Source organism: Streptomyces sp. TLI_55 (genome assembly GCF_900206255.1).
Taxonomy (GTDB): Bacteria; Actinomycetota; Actinomycetes; order Streptomycetales; family Streptomycetaceae; genus Streptomyces; species Streptomyces aquilus.
This window is the reverse complement of record NZ_OAOJ01000001.1, coordinates 6182591-6197359: the sequence shown is the minus strand read 5'-3', so window position 1 is coordinate 6197359 and position 14769 is coordinate 6182591. Positions and strand designations below refer to the sequence as shown.

Here is a 14769-nt window from a genome sequence, read left to right as displayed (position 1 = left end):
CAGCGGCTCCGCCGCGGGGCGCGACCAGCCCCAACGGCGTCGCACCCGAAACTCAACCCCCTACTAAAGTGAACCCATGGCTTTGAACCCCGCAGAAACCGCCCTCTGGCCCGCCCCCCACGCAAGCGGAGCCGTCGACGCAACGGTCCACGTCCCGGGGTCGAAGTCCGTCACCAACCGCGCCCTGGTCCTCGCGGCCCTCGCCTCAGAACCCGGCTGGCTCCGCCGCCCCCTCCGCTCCCGAGACACCCTCCTCATGGCAGCCGCCCTCCGAGAAATGGGCGTAGGCATCGAGGAAGGGGTCGGCCCCGACGGCACCGGTGAGACCTGGCGCGTCCTGCCGGCAGGCCTCCGCGGCCCGGCCACCGTGAACGTCGGCAACGCCGGCACCGTCATGCGCTTCCTGCCCCCCGTCGCCGCCCTCGCCGACGGCCCCGTCCGCTTCGACGGCGACCCCCGGTCGTACGAGCGCCCCCTGAACGGCGTCATCGACGCCCTCCGCGTCCTCGGCGCCCGGATCGACGACGACGGCCGGGGCGCGCTGCCGCTGACGGTCCACGGCGGAGGAGCGCTGGACGGCGGCCTGGTGGAGATCGACGCGTCGAGCTCGTCCCAGTTCGTGAGCGCGCTGCTGCTGTCCGGCCCGCGCTTCAACCAGGGCGTCGAGGTCCGCCACATCGGCGCCAGCCTCCCCTCCCTCCCCCACATCCGCATGACCGTCGACATGCTGCGCGCGGTCGGCGCCCAGGTGGACACCCCGGAGTCGGGCGGCGAGCCGAACGTCTGGCGGGTGACGCCGGGCGCGCTGCTCGGCCGGGACCTGACCATCGAGCCGGACCTCTCCAACGCCCAGCCGTTCCTGGCGGCGGCCCTGGTGACCGGCGGCAAGGTGGTGATCCCGGACTGGCCGGCCCGCACCACGCAGCCGGGTGACAAGCTGCGGGAGATCTTCACCGAGATGGGCGGTTCCTGCGAACTCACCGAGTACGGGCTGGTGTTCACCGGTTCGGGTGCGATCCACGGCATCGATGTCGACCTGAGCGAGGTCGGCGAGCTGACCCCGGGCATCGCGGCGGTCGCCGCCCTCGCCGACTCCCCCTCGACCCTGCGCGGCGTGGCCCATCTGCGCCTGCACGAGACGGACCGGCTGGCCGCGCTCACCAAGGAGATCAACGAGCTCGGCGGTGACGTCACCGAGACCGCCGACGGCCTCCACATCCGCCCGCGCGCCCTGCACGGCGGCATCTTCCACACCTACGAGGACCACCGCATGGCGACGGCCGGCGCGATCATCGGCCTCGCGGTCGAGGGCGTCCAGATCGAGAACGTGGCGACGACGGCCAAGACGCTGCCGGACTTCCCCGAGTTGTGGACCGGGATGCTCGGGGCTTAGGGACCACCGCCATGCGCCGCTACGGCAAGCACACCGACGAGGACGACATCCGCTCCCGGCCCAACCGCAAGGGCAACCGGCCGCGTACCAACATCCGCCCCAAGCACGAGGAAGCGGTCGAGGGCATGGTCCTCACCGTCGACCGGGGCCGGCTGACCTGTCTGGTCGAGGACCGGATCGTGATGGCGATGAAGGCCCGCGAACTGGGCCGCAAGGCCGCGATCGTCGGTGACCGGGTCGCCATCGTCGGTGATCTCTCCGGGCAGAAGGACACCCTGGCCCGGATCGTCCGCATCGAGCCGCGCACCTCGGTGCTGCGCCGCACGGCGGACGACGACGACCCGTACGAGCGGGTGGTCGTCGCCAACGCCGACCAACTCGCCATCGTCACCGCCCTCGCCGACCCCGAGCCGCGCCCCCGGCTCATCGACCGCTGCCTGGTCGCCGCGTACGACGGCGGCCTGGAACCGCTCCTGGTCCTGACGAAGTCGGACCTCGCCCCGCCCGACAAACTGCTGGAGCTGTACGGCGACCTCGACATCCCCTACGTCGTCACCAGCCGCGAGGAGCTGGAGAACGGCGACGCGGCGGACCGGGTGCGCGAGCAGCTCGACGGCAAGATCACGGCGTTCGTCGGCCATTCCGGCGTCGGCAAGACGACGCTGGTGAACGCGCTGGTGCCGGTGGAGCGGCGGCGCCTGACCGGCCATGTGAACGCGGTGACGGGCCGCGGTCGGCACACCACGACCTCGGCGCTGGCGCTGCCCCTGGACGGCGACGACGGCTGGGTGATCGACACCCCGGGCGTCCGGTCGTTCGGCCTGCACCACGTCGACCCGTCCCGGGTGATCCACGCGTTCCCGGACCTGGAACCGGGAACCGAGGGCTGCCCGCGCGCGTGCAGTCATGACGAGCCGGACTGCGCGCTCGACCAGTGGGTGGCGGACGGCCACGCGGACCCCGCCCGTCTCTACTCGCTGCGCCGGCTGCTGGCCACGCGTGAGCGGAAGGAAGGCGACTGACCTCCGCGTTGTTTGTGAGCCCACGAGTCCGGTAAGTGCATAATCGCACCGAGCCGGACCGGCCGGACATACGGGAGGACAGCACATGGCGTGGCTGCTGGTGGTGGTGGCCGGGTTGCTCGAGACCGGATTCGCCGTGTGTCTGAAACTCTCCCACGGCTTCACGCGGCTCTGGCCCACGATCGCGTTCTGCATCTTCGCCCTCGGCAGCTTCGGTCTGCTGACGCTGTCCCTGAGGAAGCTCGACGTGGGCCCGGCGTACGCGGTGTGGACGGGCATCGGCGCGGCGGGCACCGCCATCTACGGCATGATCTTCCTCGGCGACCTGGTCTCGACCCTGAAGCTCGTCTCGATCAGCTTCGTCATCGTCGGCGTGATCGGCCTCCAGCTGTCGGGCTCGGCGCACTAGCTATACCGACTGCCGGTGAAGGGCAGCGCGCACGAGATCCGTGACGCCGCCCTCCCCCGGCGGAGCCGACACGCAGGAGATCGCGAGCCGTACGGCGAGTTCACAGGAGCGGGCCAGCTCGGCGGTGTCCGGCTTGGCCGCGCCGGGTCCGCCCAGCACCGCCACGGCACGGTCGCGCACGAGCGCCACGAAGTCGCCGGGCGAGGGCAGCGGGCCGTCGGCCCGGCGCTGTGCCGGTACCGCGGAGGAGGACGGGACCGCGGTGAGCGTCGGGGTGGGCAGCCGCTCGCTCCAGCAGCCGGTGAGCATGGCCCGTACGAGCGCGTTCTCGCGGGCCGTGGCGGCCGTCCACTCGGCGGTGGCGGTCAACCGCTCGCGGGGGTCGCTGTGGGCGGCGAGGGCGCGTTCGACACCGGCGAGGTAGCCGTCGGCCTCCCTCCTGACGAGCGCGCGGGCCAGGCCTTCCTTGCTGCCGAACTCGTTGTACAGCGTCTGCCGGGACACTCCGGCCGCCGCGGCGACGTCCACCATCCGCACGGCGGACCACGGCCGGCGCGCCAGCGCCGTGTAAGCGGCGTCCAGAAGGGATTCCCTCGCTGCAGGCATCATCGCCTCCTAGGGGCGAGCGGCTCTGCGCCCAGATTTGACGCGCGTGAGGGCACTGTCAAGGGTTCGCGGACGCGCCCGGGGGCGCGCACCCGGTGTTGTGCCCACCCGGCTGTCCACACTCCGGCCCCTGTAGCCCCGTAGCACCCCCGGCAGATACCGTTCGTCGCATGCCGGACTACCTCGATGACCTCCGCTTCGCCCACGTCCTCGCCGACGCGGCCGACGCGGCCACCATGGACCGCTTCAAGGCCCTCGACCTCAAGGTCGAGACGAAGCCGGACATGACCCCGGTGAGCGAGGCGGACAAAGCCGCGGAGGACCTGATCCGCACCCATCTGCAACGCGCCCGCCCGCGTGACGCGGTCCTGGGCGAGGAGTACGGCATCCAGGGCACCGGCCCCCGGCGCTGGGTCGTCGACCCGATCGACGGCACCAAGAACTACGTCCGCGGCGTGCCCGTCTGGGCCACGCTGATCTCCCTGATGGAGGCGGGCGAGGGCGGCTTCCAGCCGGTCGTCGGCGTCGTCTCCGCGCCCGCGCTGGGCCGCCGCTGGTGGGCCGCGAAGGGCCACGGCGCCTTCACCGGCCGCAGCCTCTCCTCCGCCTCCCGGCTGCGCGTCTCCCAGGTCGGCAAGCTCTCCGACGCCTCCTTCGCGTACTCCTCGCTGAGCGGCTGGGAGGAGCAGGGCCGGCTGGACGGCTTCCTGGACCTGACCCGCGAGGTGTGGCGCACGCGCGCGTACGGCGACTTCTGGCCCTACATGCTGGTCGCCGAGGGCGCCGTCGACATCTGCGCCGAGCCCGAGCTCTCCCTGTGGGACATGGCCGCCAACGCGATCATCGTCACCGAGGCCGGCGGCAGCTTCACCGGTCTGGACGGCCGCCCGGGCCCGCACAGCGGCAACGCGGCCGCGTCGAACGGGCTGCTCCACGACGAGCTGCTGGGATATCTGAACGAGCGGTACTGATCGTTCCCAACTGCCGCACCCAAAAGCGCAGATGAGCGCGTGCGCCCTCAATTGACCGCGCACGCCCCCTTGTTGACCCGCGCTTTACCTGCAACTCTGAGAGCACCCTCATTTGTGAACTTGTGAACCACTGAACAATCCATGTGGTTCCTCAGGAGGTGACTCCGCACCCATGCTCGTCCGCGACGCCATGAGCACCGTCGTCCTCACCATCGGCCCGACCCACACCCTGCGCCAGGCGGCCGCCCTGATGTCCGCCCGCCGCGTCGGCGCGGCCGTGGTCCTCGACCCCGACGGCACCGGAATCGGCATCCTCACCGAACGCGACATCCTCAACGCCGTGGGCCTGGGCCAGAACCCGGACACCGAGCCCAGCCACGCCCACACCACCACCGACGTCGTCTTCGCGGCGCCGTCCTGGACCCTGGAGGAGGCGGCGCGGGCGATGGCCCACGGCGGCTTCCGCCACCTCATCGTCCTGGACCGGGGCGAGCCCGCCGGCATCGTCTCGGTGCGCGACATCATCCGCTGCTGGGCACCGGCGCGACAGCGGATGACCTTGTCCCACTGAGGTCAGATTAGACAAAGTCTAAAATCACACCCATTCGCGACCTGGTCCCCTTCTGTTAGGCTGGCGCGTATGAGTGACCTTCTGGAACGGCTGCGCGGACGTGGATGGCGGATGACCGCGCAGCGGCGCGTCGTGGCCGAGGTCCTCGACGGCGAACACGTCCACCTGACGGCCGACGAGGTCCACTCCCGGGCCGTCGCCAAGCTGCCCGAGATCTCCCGGGCCACCGTCTACAACACGCTGGGCGAGCTGGTCTCGCTCGGCGAGGTCCTCGAGGTCGCCACCGACAAGCGCGCCAAGCGCTACGACCCCAACGCGCACCGTCCGCACCACCACCTGGTCTGCGCCCAGTGCGGCGCGATCAAGGACGTCCACCCCAGCGGCAACCCGCTGGCCGACCTCCCCGACTCCGAGCGCTTCGGCTTCCAGGTCTCGGACGTCGAGGTGACGTACCGCGGCATCTGCCCCAACTGCGCGACGGCGTAACCAAGCCCACCCGAAGCCCCGGCGCCCCTGCGGCACCGGGGCTTTGTGCGTGAAACGCGAAACGCACCGAGGGCCGGAACCCTTTCGGATTCCGGCCCTCGGCCTTCAGTAGCGGGGACAGGATTTGAACCTGCGACCTCTGGGTTATGAGCCCAGCGAGCTACCGAGCTGCTCCACCCCGCGTCGATGAACTGAACATTACGTCAAGGATCAGAGCAGAAGCAAATCGATACCTCCGCCACCCCAGCTGCACCCACCCGTGCCGCCTCAGCTGCGCCCAGCTCAGCGCCCCGTCACGCCGACAGCTCCTCCCGCAGAGCGTCCCGCAATTTGGCCGCCCGCTCGGCGACCTCCCCCGGCCCCAGCGACACGGCCCGGTCAGCCCACCGCTGTCCCTCCGCCAGCTCGCCCCGACGCGCGTAGACCAGGGCCAGCCGCAACGCCGCCCGCCCGTGCCCGGCGTCAGCGGCCCGCGTCCACCACACCGCCGCCTCCGGCTCGCTCCCCTCCCGGGCCAGCAGCAGCCCCAGATTGAACGCCCCGTTGCGCGACCCGGCCTCCGCCGCCTCCCGGTACCACCGAGCCGCCTCCACGACATCGCCCCGGGCCGCCGCGAGCATCCCCACCCGCACCTGCGCCCGCCGATGCCCCTGAGAGGCCGCCCGCTCGTACCACTCCTCGCACTCGCTCTTGGTCAGATGCACGGACTCGCCCAGCTCGTGCGCCGGCGCGGGCGGCCGCCGCGCGTCCAGCACGGTCGCCAGCCGGTACGCCGCCTCCGCGCTGCCCCCGCCCGCGGCGCAGCGCAGATGCCGTTCGGCCTCCGGCTCGTCCCCGTCCCTGAGGCGCGCGATCCCGACCTGGAGCGCGGCCTCGGTGTGCCCGGCGGCGGCGGCACGCTCGTACCACCGCAGCGCCACCGCCTCCTCGCCCCGCCCGGCGAAGAGGATGCCGAGGTTGAACGCGGCGTCCACGCTCCCGGCCTCTGCCGCCTTGGAGAACCACGGCTCGGCGCCGGTCGCGTCCCCGACCTGGAGCAGCAGGATCGCCAGCGCGTTCGCCGCCTCTCGGTGCCCGGCGTACGCGGCCCGCCGGTACCACTGCTCGGCCTGCGCGGTCCGCCCCTGTTCGGCGCAGAGCAGCCCGAGGTTGTACGCGCCGTTCACGTCCCCGGCGTCCATCGCGGCCCGGTACCAGCGCTCGGCGGTCTGGGTCTCGCCCCGCTCGGCGTGCAGCGCACCGAGCGCGTTGGCGGCGTTGCCGTCGCCGTCCTGCGCGGCCCGCAGCCACCACACGGCGGCGCTCTCGGTGTCCCCGGCGTCGCGCAGCAGGAACCCGAGCGCGCAGGCGGCCCGGGCGTCGCCGTCCTTGGCGGAGGTCAGGTACCAGCGCCCGGCCTCCTTGAGCTCGCCGCGCTTCTCCAGGATCGCGCCGAGGTACAGCGCGGCCCGCTGATGTCCGCGCGCGGCGGCCTGCCGGTACCACTGCTCGGCCTCCGCGGCCTGCTGGACACCGTTGTCAGCCCCGTCGTCCCCCTCGTCCGCCGCCTGTCGGTCGAGCGCGCGCGCGAGCCGGTACGCCGCCTCGCGGTGCCCCCGCTCGGCCGCGGCCCGCATCCATCGGCCGGCCCCGGCGTCCCCGCGGTGCTCCAGCAGGTCGGCGAGCGCGTAAGCGCCCAGCGCGTGGCCCTGTTCGGCGGACTGCCGGAGCCAGTACTCGGCGGCGGGTTCGTCGCCCCGCTCGCGGTGGTGGCGGCCGAGCGCGTGCGCGGCCGCGGCGGAGCCGGCGACGGCGGCGATCCGCCACCAGCCGGCCGCTTCGTCGGCGTAACCGCGCTGGTGGAGAAGGACACCCAGGTTGTTGGCGGCGGCGCGGTCGCCGGCGGCGGTGGCGGCACGCAGTTGGGGTTCGGCTCCGTCGAGATCACCGCGGCGCAGCAGCATGGCCCCGAGGACGCTCATCGCCTCGACGTCGCCGGCTTCGGCGGCGAGTCGCTGACGTACTTCCTCAGCAGCCTCTTCAGCGCCCTCGCCCGCCCCGTCGCGGTCGGAGGGCTGCACAAATCGCCCTGTCTCGTACAGAGTTGCCTTGTCCCCCATAACATCCATCGTCGCACCACCTGCAACCTGGGTACACCTGGTATACCGCAGCCAGTGAGGTCACTTCAGCGTTTTGTCGACATGCCCACAGAGAGACAAGTCAAACACAGTTCCCCCAACTCCCCACGGCGGCACGTCCATCACTTCCTCCGGCACACGCGTTCGTAGACCGTTCGCACATCACGAAGGCCCGGATCCTTGATCAGGATCCGGGCCTTCGTTTCAGTAGCGGGGACAGGATTTGAACCTGCGACCTCTGGGTTATGAGCCCAGCGAGCTACCGAGCTGCTCCACCCCGCGCCGTTGTGCTGCAACCGTATCACGGCGCGGGGGGCGGTCATTCGATCAGCTGTTGATCAGCCGCTGGGACTGCTGCTCGGACTCGGACTGGAGCTCGGCTTGGAGCTCGGACCGGAACTCGGACTCGCGCTGGGCTTCGGGCTGGTCTTGTCCGCCTTGGCCTGCGCGTCCTCGGCCCGCTGGAGCGCGTCCTCCAGATCCTTCTGCGCCACGCCGTACGCCTCCCAGTCGCCCTTCTTCAGGGCTTCCTGGCCGTCCTCGAAGGCCTTCTGGGCGTCGTCCAGGGCCTGTTGGACCGTCGGGTTGCCGGACGTGGGCGGCTTCGTGGTGCCCCCGCCGTCGTCCTCCGGTGGCGTGGTGGTCCCGCCCTCGGCTCCGAAGACCTTGTTGAGCGCCTGGTCGAGGGTGTCCTCGAAGGCGGTGTTGCCTCCGTAGGTCACCAACACCTTGCGCAGCAGCGGGTACTTCAGTCCACCACCGCGTACGTAGACCGGCTCCACATAGAGCAGTCCTCCGTCGAGCGGCACCGTCAGCAGGTTGCCGTACTCCACCTTGGAGTCACCTCTGTTGAGGAGGCTGATGGTCTCGGCGATGTTCTGCTCGGAGTTGAACTGGCTCTGTACCTGTTTGGGTCCCTGGACGGTGGTGTTCGTCGGCAGTTTCAGGATTCTGATCTTGCCGTAGTCGCTGGTGCCCGCCTCGGCGTCGACCGCCATGAACGCACTGAGGTTGTCCCGGCCGTTGGGCGTGAACGTCGTCGTGAGCGAGAACGCCTGGGCCTTCTGGTCGGGCATCTTCATGCTCAGGTAGTACGGCGGCACCGCGTCGCCCGAGGTGTTGGTCGGGTCGTCCGGCACCTGCCAGACCTCGGAGCCGGACAGGAACGTCGTCGCGTCCTTCACGTGGTACCGGCTGAGCAGCTCGCGCTGGACCTTGAACAGGTCCTGCGGGTAGCGCAGATGGGCCATGAGCGACTGCGAGATCTCGCTCTTGTCCTTCACCGTGCCCGGGAACGCCTTCATCCAGGTCTTCAGGACCGGGTCCTCGGTGTCCCACTGGTAGAGCTTGACCTGACCGGTGTACGCGTCGACGGTCGCCTTCACCGAGTTGCGGATGTAGTTGACCTGGTTCTGCTGGGCCACCACCGCGCGCGAGTTGTTCGTCGCCGTCAGCGAGTCGGCCGTGGTGTCACCGAGGGTCGTACGCGAGGAGTACGGGTAGCCGTTCGTCGTCGTGTACGCGTCGACGATCCACTGGATCCTGCCGTCGACGACCGCCGGATAGGCGTCGCCGTCGATGGTCAGCCAGGGGGCGACCGCCTCGACGCGCTCCTTGGGCGTGCGGTTGTACAGGATCCGCGAACCCTCGCCGATCGCGCCGGAGTAGAGGATCTGCGGCTCGCTGAACGCCACCGCGTACGCGGCCCGGTTGATCGGGTTGGAGAGGTTGACCCCGCTCTTGCCGGTGTAGCTGAAGGTCTTCTCGCCGTTGTCGTCGGAGTAGTCGATCTCCTTCTGGGGACCGCCGACGATCGAGTACTCCGTGGTCTTCTCGCCGTAGTACACGCGCTGCTCGTACGTGCCGAGGTCGCCCTGCGAGGGCAGGTTGGACTCGGTGAACACCGGACGGCCCTCGGAGTCGGCGTCGGTGCCCTTGGCGGCGACCACGCCGTAGCCGTGGGTGTAGCGGAAGTGGTCGTTGATCCAGTTGTTCTTCGGAATGCCGTTGAGGTTCAGCTCACGCAGACCGATGACCGTGTCCTGGTCCTTGCCGTCCTTGCTGTAGCGGTCGACGTCCAGGTTGGTCGGGAACGCGTAGTAGTTCCGGATCTGCTGGAGCTGCTGGAACGTCGGGGAGACGACGTTCGGGTCGATGACGCGGATGCTGGCCGCGTCGCCGACGTCGTCGCGCAGCTTGGTCTTGTCCTGCGTCTTCGACGTGCCCTCGTACTCGTTGACCTGGGCGTCGTCGATGCCGTACGCCTCACGGGTCGCCTTGAGGTTCTTCGTGACGTACGGCGCTTCCTTGGCCTGCTCGTTCGGCTGGACCTGGAACTTCTGGACGATGGCCGGGTACAGGCCGCCGATGAGGATCGCGGAGAGCACCATCAGGCCGAAGCCGATGACCGGCAGCTGCCAGGTGCGCCGCCACAGCGTGGCGAAGAACAGCAGGGCGCAGATGACGGCGATGCAGAACAGGATCGTCTTGGCCGGCAGATAGGCGTTGGCGTCGACGTACCGCAGGCCGGTCCAGTTGTCGGTGGCCTTGAAGTCGCTGGACTTCACCGCGAGGCCGTACCGGTCCAGCCAGTAGGCCACCGCCTTGAGGGCGACGAAGATGCCCAGCAGCACCGACAGGTGACCGGTCGCGGCGGCCGTGGCGCGCGCGCCCGGGGAGGTGATCCGCAGCCCGCCGTACAGGTAGTGGGTCAGCGCGGCGGCGATCACGGACAGGATCGCGGCGGCGAAGCCGAAGCCCAGCAGGAACCGGTACCAGGGCAGGTCGAAGGTGTAGAAGGAGATGTCGAGCTTGAACTGCGGGTCCTTCTCGTGGAAGGACACGCCGTTGACCCACATCAGCCACGTCCGCCACTGGCTGGACGCCGAGGCGCCGGCGATGAGACCGACCAGGGCCGTGATCCCCAGCAGCAGCCACCTCTTGTACGGCGCGATGCCCATGCGGTAGCGGTCGAGGTTCTGCTGCTCCATCGACATGGCGCTCAGCGGCGGCCGCAGCCGGTGCGCCAGCCAGATGTTGAACCCGACCGCCAGGGCCATGAGCAGACCGAAGACGAAGAACAGCCCGATCTTGGTCCACAGGGTGGTCGTGAACACGGACGAGTAGTGCACCGACCGGTACCAGAGCCAGTCGGTCCAGAACCCGGCGAACATGGTGAACGCCATGCCGAGCACGGCAAGCACGCCCAGCGTCATGAGCAGGGTCCGGACACGCCGGGACGGGCGGCCCACTCTCATCCGCGGCCCCGTGGGGCCTCCGCCGCGGTCCGGCATCTGGAAAGCCAAGGTGCGCACCTCGAAGTTCGCTGTTGGTCCGTCAGGCCCGCGTGTTCACGGGCCGCACGTGGGCCACGTGATCGTAGGCCCTCACCTATGCAACTTACTCACGCTTTACTCGGTTCCCGATTCCGGCCATGAACGAGGCAGGATTGTGACCATGTCCAACACCCCCATGGCAGCGAGCCCCCTGACCCGGGCCGTGCTCGAGATCGACGAGTACGTCTCCGGCCTCGGCTGGGACCAGCCCGCTCGCCTCTTCGCCCTCGTAGACACCGCGCGACTGCGAGCCCAGGAACCCGCCCTCGCGGCCCAGCTCGGCCTGGAGGACGAGCAGGAGTCCTCCGGTCTCACCCCGATCGAGCAGGAGGAGATCCCGGCGGGCAAGCCGCTCGACGAGTTCCTCGGCACCATCGCCTGGCCCGACGCGGTGGCCGGCTGCGCCCTGACGGTGGAGCGCCTGATGCTGCCGCCGTCCGCCGAGGCTCAGGTCCCGGAGGGCCTCAGCGACAAGAAGCTCTCCCAGTGGGTCGCGAACCACCCCGACCGCCAGGAGGTCCGGATGACGGTCGCGGTCCTGCGTGACGGCACCCGCGACTCGGCCCTGCGCCTGCGCGAGAAGGACTCCCCGACGGAGGTCCTCACCGGCGGCGCCCTGGTACCGGGGCTGGCGGAGGCACTGTCGGCGACGTTCGAGGACTGAGGTCCTCTGTTCCTCCGGTACGTGAACGAGGGCGCCCCCAGCTTCGGGGGCGCCCTCGTTCACGTACGCGCGCGTGCCGGTGCCGTCAGCCCTTGGTGGTGCACTTGGGGAGGTCGGCGGTGTCTCCGCTGCGGATGTCCTTGAGGGCGCCGAGGGCGTCCTCGATGGTGTGCACCTTCACCAGGGTGAGCCCGCCGGGGGTGTCCTTGGCGGCGGAGGCGCAGTTCTCGGCGGGCGTCAGGAAGTACTGCGCGCCCTTGTCGCGGGCGCCGACGGTCTTCATCTCGATGCCGCCGATGGGACCGACCTTGCCGTCGTCGTCGATGGTCCCGGTGCCGGCCACGAACTTGCCGCCGGTGAGGCTGCCCGGGGTGAGCTTGTCGTAGATGCCGAGGGAGAACATCAGACCGGCGCTCGGGCCGCCGACGTCGGCGAGCTTGATGTCGATGGTGAACGGGAAGGTGTGGTCGGTCCCGGCGGTGATGCCGACGATGGCGCGCTTCGGGAGCTCGTCGTGGGACTCCTTGGTCGTGATGGTCACGTCCTGGGTCTGCGTCGCCGTCTTGTTCTCCTTCTCCGCGGCGGCCTGCTCCTTGGCGGGCACGATGGTGAAGGTGACCTTCTCGCCGGGCTTGTGCTTGGTGACCAGGTCGGCGACGTCCGTGGGCTGCTTGACGGCGGTTCCGTCGACGGCCTTGATGACGTCACCGGCGTGCAGCACGCCCTCGGACGGGGAGTCCTTGGCGACCGTGGCGACGATCACGAAGGACTTCACCGGGATGTCCAGCTCCTTCAGGGCGGCGACCTTGGCGCTCTCCTGGGACTGGCTGAACTCCTCGGCGTTCTCCTGGGTGGACTGCTCCTCGGTCTTGCCGTCCGGGTAGAGGGTGTCGTGCGGCACGACCTTGTTGTCGTGGGCCAGCCAGCCGTAGACGGCCTCGACGAGGTTCATCTTGTAGTCGGCGCTGGTGACCCGGACGGTGGTCATGTTGAGGTGCCCGCTCGTGGCGTACGTCTTGCGCCCGGAGATCTGCAGCACCGGCTCGCCGTCGTGCTCGCCCAGGGTGTTCACCGTCGGCCCCGGGGACATCTCCGAGTAGGGGACGGGAATGAAGACTCCCGCGCAGAGAAGCGCGATCAGCATCAAGGTGGAGGCGAGCATCGTCGCGGTGCGGCGTGGCATGGAACGACAGTACGGGACGCCTCTGTCAGCGTCCCGTCAGGGCTGCTTCTCCATGGCCTTGCGGAACCGGGCGTACCCGTCCAGCTCGGGCCCGTCGCCGCGCACGCTGCGGGTGCGGTTGGCCCAGCTTCCCCACAGACCGGCACCGATGGCAGCCACAAGCGGAATCAGCAACCAGGCGAGCGCCGCCATGCCGACCTCCAACCCCAGATGAGCGACCGCAACTGACTGATCAGCAGATTAACCATCCGCACTGACAACGCTCACGTGCGGGGGGCGGTTACGCAACTGGAGGGAGTGGCAGGTGGGATGAGCGGGGGATCAGCAGGCGCCGACCCATTCCTCGGTGCCGTCGGAGAACTTCTGGTGCTTCCAGATCGGCACCTCGTGCTTGAGGTCGTCGATCAGCTTCCGGCAGGCCTCGAAGGCCTCACCCCGGTGCGGGCAGGAGACCGCGACGACGACGGCGAGGTCCCCGACGGCCAGGTCTCCGATCCGGTGCACCGCCGCCAGGGCCCGCACCGGATACTCCGCGACGACCTTCTCCGCGATCCGCCGCATCTCGGCCTCGGCACTGGGGTGGCACGAATACCCGAGCTGATCGACGTCCGCTCCCCCGTCGTGGTTGCGCACGGTCCCCACGAACAGCGCCGTGCCCCCGGCCGCGTCGTCCCCGACGGCCTTGAAGACCTCGTCCAGGGAGAGCAGGGTCTCACGGATGGCGATGAGCTTGATCGGCTCGTCGGCGGCCTGCTCACCGGGGTGGTCGTAGGTGGTTCCCATGAGCCCATCGTGCCTCACGGGCGGGAACAGGGGGAATAGCGCTATCGCCCGGCACACGCGTGTGCGGCTTTGGAGCCTTCTACAGGGCCCGCCCTCAGATCCGCCGCCGAGCCTTCCGGGCCCGCCGCACCACGGCCGCCGCACCCAGCAGCGCCACCGTCGCGCCCGCCGCGCCCGCGGCCGTCGCGTCCTTCCGGCCCAGCCGGCGCCCGGCCACCGTGTGCCGCCCGGAGACCTCCTCCAGCAGCTCCGCGAGAACCTCCTCGTTGGTCCACTGCGGCCGCCACCCGGCGTCGTGCAACCGGCTCCCGCTGACCACCCACGGGTACATCGTGTACGCGAGATCGCCCGCCGGGGACGGCGTCAGCCCGATCCGGTGCAGCCGGGCCGCCGCGCCCAGCGCGACCGCCGACGGCAGTTCCATCCGCCGGATCCCGCTGAGCTCCTCGACCTCCTCCTGCTCCAGCCACCCGTCACAGCCGACGGCGAGCTCGCCCTCGACCTTCTCCAGAACGGCGTACTCCAGAGCGCTGCACAGATCCTCGACATGGCAGAACTGCCAGGCCGGCCGCGACCCCGCCACGACAAGCAGCCGAGGCGATTCGAAATACCTGGTCAGCGCGGTGTCGGTGCCTCCCACCAGCACAGCGGGCCGCACCACGGTGACATTGAGCCCGGGGTGCGCCCGGGGCGCCCTGCGCGCGAGCCGCTCGATCTCCAGCAGGTCCCCGACACCGGTCGCCTCCGCGGTCGCCCGCAGTTCCGCGTCCTCCGACAGGGGCAGCTCGTTGTCGTCCAGCGCCCCGTAGACCATGGCGGACGTGCACAGCACGACCCGGTGCACCCCGGCCGCCGCGGCGGCGGTCAGCACGGTCTGCGTCCCCCGCACGTTGTACGCCGTACGGGCGGACGCGTCCGTCTCCAGGTCCAGGTCCAGCGCCAGATGCACGACCACGTCCGCGCCACGCAGCTTGTCCGCGATCGCCGGGTCCCGCACGTCGAGGATGTGCCACTGCGCCGCGGCGCACTCGCCGCGCCGCTCGTCGATGGCGATGACCTGCTTGATCTCGTCCGAGGCGGCGAGCCGCTCGGTGAGCAGCGCGCCGATGCCGGCCGCGGCGCCGGTCACGGCGACGACCGGCCCGCGCACACCGGGATTGGTTGACTGGTTTCGCGCTGCGCGAACCTGTGGATCGGGGGAACTCACCGGGCGTCTCCAGCGGTTGTCT

At 70.2% G+C, this 14769-nt stretch carries 14 protein-coding genes and 2 tRNA genes; 7 read left to right on the top strand and 9 right to left on the bottom strand.

The window, feature by feature from the left end; all coding sequences use genetic code 11:
• The first annotated feature begins 76 nt into the window (after positions 1-76).
• The 3 genes from aroA to CRP56_RS28705 all read left to right on the top strand — a co-directional run bounded on the left by aroA (position 77) and on the right by CRP56_RS28705 (position 2824).
• A complete protein-coding gene (aroA, locus tag CRP56_RS28715) occupies positions 77-1393 on the top strand; it encodes a 3-phosphoshikimate 1-carboxyvinyltransferase (RefSeq protein WP_097268805.1) in 1317 nt (438 codons plus the stop codon).
• 11 nt (positions 1394-1404) lie between these two features.
• A complete protein-coding gene (gene rsgA, locus CRP56_RS28710; protein WP_097268803.1) occupies positions 1405-2415 on the top strand; it encodes a ribosome small subunit-dependent GTPase A in 1011 nt (336 codons plus the stop codon).
• Positions 2416-2500: 85 nt separating this feature from the next.
• Entirely contained in the window at positions 2501-2824 is a 324-nt protein-coding gene (locus CRP56_RS28705) for a DMT family transporter (protein WP_097268801.1), read from the top strand.
• Here CRP56_RS28705 and CRP56_RS28700 read toward each other — a convergent pair whose 3' ends face one another.
• Positions 2825-3433, bottom strand: coding sequence for a TetR/AcrR family transcriptional regulator (locus CRP56_RS28700; RefSeq protein WP_179851149.1), 609 nt, complete (start codon positions 3431-3433; stop codon positions 2825-2827). It abuts the gene before it with no gap.
• 167 nt (positions 3434-3600) lie between these two features.
• On the opposite strand from CRP56_RS28700, the gene hisN reads away from it, so the two are divergent.
• From hisN to CRP56_RS28685, 3 genes are all read left to right on the top strand, one after another.
• Entirely contained in the window at positions 3601-4401 is an 801-nt protein-coding gene (gene hisN / locus CRP56_RS28695) for a histidinol-phosphatase (protein ID WP_097268799.1), read from the top strand.
• A gap of 172 nt (positions 4402-4573) precedes the next feature.
• Positions 4574-4972 carry a CBS domain-containing protein gene (locus CRP56_RS28690; RefSeq protein ID WP_097268797.1) on the top strand — a complete coding sequence of 133 codons (399 nt, stop codon included), beginning with the start codon at positions 4574-4576 and terminating at the stop codon, positions 4970-4972.
• Positions 4973-5041: 69 nt separating this feature from the next.
• Positions 5042-5458 (top strand): Fur family transcriptional regulator, encoded by a 417-nt coding sequence (locus tag CRP56_RS28685; RefSeq protein WP_097268795.1) that lies wholly within the window; start codon positions 5042-5044, stop codon positions 5456-5458.
• A 109-nt stretch (positions 5459-5567) separates the two neighbouring features.
• On the opposite strand, the gene CRP56_RS28680 is transcribed toward CRP56_RS28685, so the two are convergent.
• From CRP56_RS28680 to CRP56_RS28665, 4 genes are all read right to left on the bottom strand, one after another.
• Positions 5568-5641, bottom strand: a tRNA-Met gene (locus CRP56_RS28680).
• A 110-nt stretch (positions 5642-5751) separates the two neighbouring features.
• Positions 5752-7566: a tetratricopeptide repeat protein gene (locus CRP56_RS28675; protein WP_097268792.1), complete on the bottom strand. Its 1815-nt coding sequence runs from the start codon at positions 7564-7566 to the stop codon at positions 5752-5754.
• A gap of 217 nt (positions 7567-7783) precedes the next feature.
• Positions 7784-7857, bottom strand: a tRNA-Met gene (locus tag CRP56_RS28670).
• A 56-nt stretch (positions 7858-7913) separates the two neighbouring features.
• Positions 7914-10868, bottom strand: a complete 2955-nt coding sequence (locus CRP56_RS28665) for a UPF0182 family membrane protein (protein WP_097268790.1) — start codon at positions 10866-10868, stop codon at positions 7914-7916.
• A gap of 163 nt (positions 10869-11031) precedes the next feature.
• On the opposite strand from CRP56_RS28665, the gene CRP56_RS28660 reads away from it, so the two are divergent.
• Positions 11032-11574, top strand: a complete 543-nt coding sequence (locus CRP56_RS28660; RefSeq protein ID WP_097268788.1) for a PPA1309 family protein — start codon at positions 11032-11034, stop codon at positions 11572-11574.
• A gap of 85 nt (positions 11575-11659) precedes the next feature.
• On the opposite strand, the gene CRP56_RS28655 is transcribed toward CRP56_RS28660, so the two are convergent.
• From CRP56_RS28655 to CRP56_RS28645, 4 genes are all read right to left on the bottom strand, one after another.
• Positions 11660-12757: a YlbL family protein gene (locus CRP56_RS28655; RefSeq protein ID WP_097268786.1), complete on the bottom strand. Its 1098-nt coding sequence runs from the start codon at positions 12755-12757 to the stop codon at positions 11660-11662.
• A 36-nt stretch (positions 12758-12793) separates the two neighbouring features.
• Positions 12794-12949: a hypothetical protein gene (locus CRP56_RS47740; protein ID WP_179851148.1), complete on the bottom strand. Its 156-nt coding sequence runs from the start codon at positions 12947-12949 to the stop codon at positions 12794-12796.
• 129 nt (positions 12950-13078) lie between these two features.
• Positions 13079-13540 (bottom strand): molybdenum cofactor biosynthesis protein MoaE, encoded by a 462-nt coding sequence (locus tag CRP56_RS28650; protein WP_097268784.1) that lies wholly within the window; start codon positions 13538-13540, stop codon positions 13079-13081.
• A gap of 94 nt (positions 13541-13634) precedes the next feature.
• On the bottom strand, positions 13635-14747 hold the full coding sequence (locus tag CRP56_RS28645; protein WP_097268782.1) for an SDR family oxidoreductase: 1113 nt from the start codon (positions 14745-14747) through the stop codon (positions 13635-13637).
• Between the last annotated feature and the right edge of the window lie 22 nt (positions 14748-14769).

What these genes read in the sequence shown, in the direction of transcription:
- aroA (WP_097268805.1), top strand. Translation starts at nt 77, where the DNA reads ATGGCTTTGAACCCCGCAGAAACCGCCCTCTGGCCCGCCCCCCACGCA.
- rsgA (WP_097268803.1), top strand. Translation starts at nt 1,405, where the DNA reads ATGCGCCGCTACGGCAAGCACACCGACGAGGACGACATCCGCTCCCGG.
- CRP56_RS28705 (WP_097268801.1), top strand. Translation starts at nt 2,501, where the DNA reads ATGGCGTGGCTGCTGGTGGTGGTGGCCGGGTTGCTCGAGACCGGATTC.
- CRP56_RS28700 (WP_179851149.1), bottom strand. Translation starts at nt 3,433, where the DNA reads ATGATGCCTGCAGCGAGGGAATCCCTTCTGGACGCCGCTTACACGGCG.
- hisN (WP_097268799.1), top strand. Translation starts at nt 3,601, where the DNA reads ATGCCGGACTACCTCGATGACCTCCGCTTCGCCCACGTCCTCGCCGAC.
- CRP56_RS28690 (WP_097268797.1), top strand. Translation starts at nt 4,574, where the DNA reads ATGCTCGTCCGCGACGCCATGAGCACCGTCGTCCTCACCATCGGCCCG.
- CRP56_RS28685 (WP_097268795.1), top strand. Translation starts at nt 5,042, where the DNA reads ATGAGTGACCTTCTGGAACGGCTGCGCGGACGTGGATGGCGGATGACC.
- CRP56_RS28675 (WP_097268792.1), bottom strand. Translation starts at nt 7,566, where the DNA reads ATGGATGTTATGGGGGACAAGGCAACTCTGTACGAGACAGGGCGATTT.
- CRP56_RS28665 (WP_097268790.1), bottom strand. Translation starts at nt 10,868, where the DNA reads ATGCCGGACCGCGGCGGAGGCCCCACGGGGCCGCGGATGAGAGTGGGC.
- CRP56_RS28660 (WP_097268788.1), top strand. Translation starts at nt 11,032, where the DNA reads ATGTCCAACACCCCCATGGCAGCGAGCCCCCTGACCCGGGCCGTGCTC.
- CRP56_RS28655 (WP_097268786.1), bottom strand. Translation starts at nt 12,757, where the DNA reads ATGCCACGCCGCACCGCGACGATGCTCGCCTCCACCTTGATGCTGATC.
- CRP56_RS47740 (WP_179851148.1), bottom strand. Translation starts at nt 12,949, where the DNA reads ATGGCGGCGCTCGCCTGGTTGCTGATTCCGCTTGTGGCTGCCATCGGT.
- CRP56_RS28650 (WP_097268784.1), bottom strand. Translation starts at nt 13,540, where the DNA reads ATGGGAACCACCTACGACCACCCCGGTGAGCAGGCCGCCGACGAGCCG.